Origin of the sequence: Corallococcus llansteffanensis, assembly GCF_003612055.1 — a bacterium.
Taxonomy (GTDB): domain Bacteria; phylum Myxococcota; class Myxococcia; order Myxococcales; family Myxococcaceae; genus Corallococcus; species Corallococcus llansteffanensis.
The window spans coordinates 1-3,722 of record NZ_RAWB01000778.1; the positions used below are offsets into that span (position 1 = coordinate 1).

At 70.7% G+C, this 3,722-nt stretch carries 4 protein-coding genes; 3 read left to right on the forward strand and 1 reads right to left on the reverse strand.

The window, feature by feature from the left end; genetic code table 11:
* Positions 1-129: 129 nt before the first annotated feature.
* Both pgm and D7V93_RS40005 read left to right on the forward strand, forming a co-directional pair.
* Positions 130-1,767, forward strand: coding sequence for a phosphoglucomutase (alpha-D-glucose-1,6-bisphosphate-dependent) (gene pgm, locus D7V93_RS40000; protein WP_120648282.1), 1,638 nt, complete (start codon positions 130-132; stop codon positions 1,765-1,767).
* A 54-nt stretch (positions 1,768-1,821) separates the two neighbouring features.
* Positions 1,822-2,178, forward strand: a complete 357-nt coding sequence (locus tag D7V93_RS40005; RefSeq protein WP_120648283.1) for a DoxX family protein — start codon at positions 1,822-1,824, stop codon at positions 2,176-2,178.
* A gap of 30 nt (positions 2,179-2,208) precedes the next feature.
* On the opposite strand, the gene D7V93_RS40010 is transcribed toward D7V93_RS40005, so the two are convergent.
* On the reverse strand, positions 2,209-3,075 hold the full coding sequence (locus D7V93_RS40010; RefSeq protein ID WP_120648284.1) for an SDR family oxidoreductase: 867 nt from the start codon (positions 3,073-3,075) through the stop codon (positions 2,209-2,211).
* A 383-nt stretch (positions 3,076-3,458) separates the two neighbouring features.
* Between D7V93_RS40010 and rpoZ the strand changes: the two genes are divergently transcribed.
* A complete protein-coding gene (gene rpoZ / locus D7V93_RS40015; protein ID WP_120531319.1) occupies positions 3,459-3,698 on the forward strand; it encodes a DNA-directed RNA polymerase subunit omega in 240 nt (79 codons plus the stop codon).
* The last annotated feature ends 24 nt before the right edge of the window (positions 3,699-3,722 follow it).

Consider the following 3,722-nt stretch of genomic DNA (forward strand, 5'->3'; position numbering starts at 1 on the left):
CCCCCTGCCCCTCCGGTCCGCGCTCCCGCCCGCTACTGGACGGAGCGCGAGGGAGGCAGGTGCGGGGATGGACAGGGCCGTGACTTCGGCTCCCCTTCCGCCCGCGCGCGCGGCTAGGGTGCCCCCGTCATGGCCCATCCTTCCGCTGGCAAGCCCCTTTCGCGCGACCTGCTGATCAACCCCGAGAAGCTGCGCGCGCAGTACTACTCCGATGTGCCGGACGCGTCCGTGGCCGAGCAGCGCGTCGCCTTCGGCACCTCCGGCCACCGTGGCTCGGCCGCGCGCCGCGGCTTCAACGAGCCGCACATCCTCGCGGTGGCGCAGGCCCTGTGCGAGTACCGCAAGCAGCAGGGTTATGACGGCCCGCTGTTCCTGGGCATGGACACGCACGCCCTCTCCGAGCCCGCCCAGCGCACCACGCTGGAGGTGCTGGCCGCCCACGGCGTCGAGGTGCGCTTCACCGACGGCGCCACGCCCACGCCCGTCATCTCCCACGCCATCCTCACCTACAACCGGGGCCGCACGAGCGGGCTCGCGGACGGCATCGTCATCACCCCGTCCCACAACCCGCCCGAGGACGGCGGCATCAAGTACAACCCGCCCAACGGCGGCCCCGCGGACACCCACGTCACGTCGATCGTCGAGCGCCGCGCCAACGAGCTGATGGCCGCCGGCAACAAGGACGTCCGGCGCATCACCTACGAGAAGGCGCGCGCCAGCAGCACGGTGAAGGCGTACGACTTCATCACCCCGTACGTGACGGACCTGGCGAACGTGGTGGACCTGGACGTCATCCGGGACTCGAAGCTGAAGCTGGGCGCGGATCCGCTGGGCGGCTCCAACCTGGAGTACTGGGACCCCATCGCGGATCGCTACAAGCTGTCGATCTCCGTGGTGAACCGCAAGGTGGACCCCACGTTCGGCTTCATGCCCGCGGACCATGACGGGAAGATCCGCATGGACTGCTCGTCGCCGTACGCGATGGCGAACCTGGTGAAGCTCAAGGACAAGTACGCGCTCGCCTTCGGCAACGACACGGACTCCGACCGCCACGGCATCGTCACCCGCAGCCAGGGGCTGATGAACCCCAACCACTACCTCGCGGTCTCCATCGGCTACCTGTTCCGCAACCGACCGGGCTGGAAGGCGGACGCGGCGGTGGGCAAGACGCTGGTGAGCAGCAGCCTCATCGACCGCGTGGCGAAGGATTTGGGCCGCCGCGTGGTGGAGGTGCCGGTGGGCTTCAAGTGGTTCGTGGACGGGCTGCTGGACGGCTCGCTGGGCTTCGGCGGCGAGGAGAGCGCGGGCGCGTCCTTCCTGCGTCGCGACGGCACCGTGTGGACCACCGACAAGGACGGCATCATCCTGGACCTGCTGGCGGCGGAAATCCTGGCGCGCACCGGCAAGGATCCGGGCGAGCACTACCAGGAGCTCGCGGCGAAGTTCGGCGCGCCGCTGTACACGCGCATCGACCAGCCGGCCACGTCCGCGCAGAAGGCCGTGCTCAAGAAGCTGTCACCGGAGGCGGTGAAGGCCACGTCGCTCGCGGGCGAGCCCATCCTCCAGCGCCTCACGCGCGCGCCGGGCAACAACGCGGAGCTGGGTGGCCTCAAGGTCGTGGCGGAGAACGGCTGGTTCGCCGCGCGCCCCTCCGGCACCGAGGACGTCTACAAAATCTACGCGGAGAGCTTCCGCGACGCCGCGCACCTGGACGCCATCGTCCAGGAGGCGCGCGCCATCGTCGGTGAGGCGTTCGCCGGAAAGTAGGCATGGACGGGGGCCCCTGGCCGCGCTTCGATACCGCCAGGAGCCCCGCCCGCCATGTCCGTGAAGCTCATCCTGCAGTTCGTGCTCGCGCTGTTCATGATCGCCGCGGGGGTGAACCACTTCCTCAAGCCGCGCGTGTACATGCACATCATGCCGCCGTACCTGCCCCGTCCCCGGGAGCTGGTGCTGCTCAGCGGCGTGGCGGAGGTGCTGCTGGGCGTGCTGCTGCTGGTGCCCCGGACGACGCAGCTCGCGGCCTGGGGGCTCGTCGCGCTGTTCGTGGCGGTGTTCCCCGCGAACCTCTACATGGCCCAGCAGCCGGAGCGGTTCCCGAAGATTCCCAGGGCCCTGCTCTGGTTGCGGCTGCCGCTCCAGGGCGTCCTCATCCTCTGGGCGCTCTGGTACACCTGACGCGCCTCAGCGCTTCACCTCATCATCGCATCACCGCCACAAAGGCGCGTGGTCCTCGATGTACTGGCGCACCGTGCGCGCGGGGCGGCCCAGGAGGTTCGCGAGCGTGGGGTCCACCTGCTCCGCCCGGCCGAAGCGCAGCCCCACGTGCAGCAGCGTCTGGACTCCCACCTGCCCCCAGGGCAGCTGGCGCCGGTGCAGGTGGCGCACGTAGCCCGCCACCGACGCGGGCTCGTAGCGGATGGGCCGGCCCAGCGCCTCCGACAGCATCACCGCCACCTCGTCGAACGTCACCGCCTCCGGCCCGGTGAGGGTGAACGCCCGGTTCCGCAGGGACGTGTCCAGGAGCGCCCGCGTCACCAGCTCCCCCACGTCGCGCACGTCCACGAAGGCCACCCGGCCGTGGGCCGCGGGGAGGTAGAGGCGGTGGTCCTGGCGGAGGTCCTCGCGCCAGGCGTCCCCCAGGTTCTGCGCGAAGAAGGTCGGCCGCAGCAGCGTCCACCCCAGGGCCGAGCGCTTCAGGTGCTCCTCCACCGCGTGGTGGGGCACCCACGCGCGCTTCTCCGCGCCGTCCACGGAGAGGAACACCACGTGCTTCACGCCCTGCGTGACGGCCGCGTCCACGAAGGCGTTGAGCGTCTCCTGCATGCGGGCGATGGCCGGAGGCCTCAGGAGGAAGACGCCGCGCACGCCCTCCAGCGCGGGCCGGAACGTCTCCGGGCGCAGGAAGTCCAGGGGCACCGGCATCACCTCGCCGTCCATCTCCTTGAGCAGCGCCACGGTGCGCTCGGGCGACTTCACCGCCGCGCGCACCGGGACTCCCTCCGACAGCAACGCCCGGACCACCGCCCGGCCCACGTTGCCGGTGGGCCCGGTGACGAGCACCGGCCCGCTCACGGCGTCCCCTCCCACGGGGCCAGCCTTGCCCCCGGGACGCACCGGGGATGACCGGCGCCGCGCGACCTGACCTCGCCCATGCGGGACCTCCTCTCTCGAACCACTCCCCGGAAATCCCGGAGCGAGGGGCGACGGGACCCACCCTGGCGTCCCATGCCTCCATCGAAAAACGCACCCCAGATGATCCGTTGAGGCCCCCCGCGCCAGAATTCCAGAGCCCCGGAAACCCCCGTGCGCCAGCGAACAGCGAAGGCCCGGGAGCGTCGGCTGGCGGTCATCCGGTGGGCAGCTCCCCCGGCCGTCCATCCTTCCTTGACTCGCCCGGACGTGCTCTTTAGGTTGGGAGGCTTCCACCGGCTCCAAAGAGCCAAGAAGGATGTTCCATGGCCCGCGTTACCGTTGAAGACTGCCTCCCCTACGTGGACAACCGGTTCGCGCTGGTGCTGCTGGGCGCCAAGCGCGCGCGCCAGCTGATGGCCGGCGCCCGGCCCATCCTGGAGACCTCCAAGAACAAGCCGCCCGTGCTCGCGCTGCGCGAGGTCGCCACCCAGCGCGTGAAGTTCGACCGCGACGTGCGCGAGGCGCTCTCCGGCAAGTACACCGCCGAGGAAGCCAAGAAGTAGGCTTCAGCCCTCCCCCTGCTGCCC

Bases quoted from the DNA above. Each gene is read 5' to 3' on its own strand.
- pgm (WP_120648282.1), top strand. From the start codon at position 130: ATGGCCCATCCTTCCGCTGGCAAGCCCCTTTCGCGCGACCTGCTGATC.
- D7V93_RS40005 (WP_120648283.1), top strand. From the start codon at position 1,822: ATGTCCGTGAAGCTCATCCTGCAGTTCGTGCTCGCGCTGTTCATGATC.
- rpoZ (WP_120531319.1), top strand. From the start codon at position 3,459: ATGGCCCGCGTTACCGTTGAAGACTGCCTCCCCTACGTGGACAACCGG.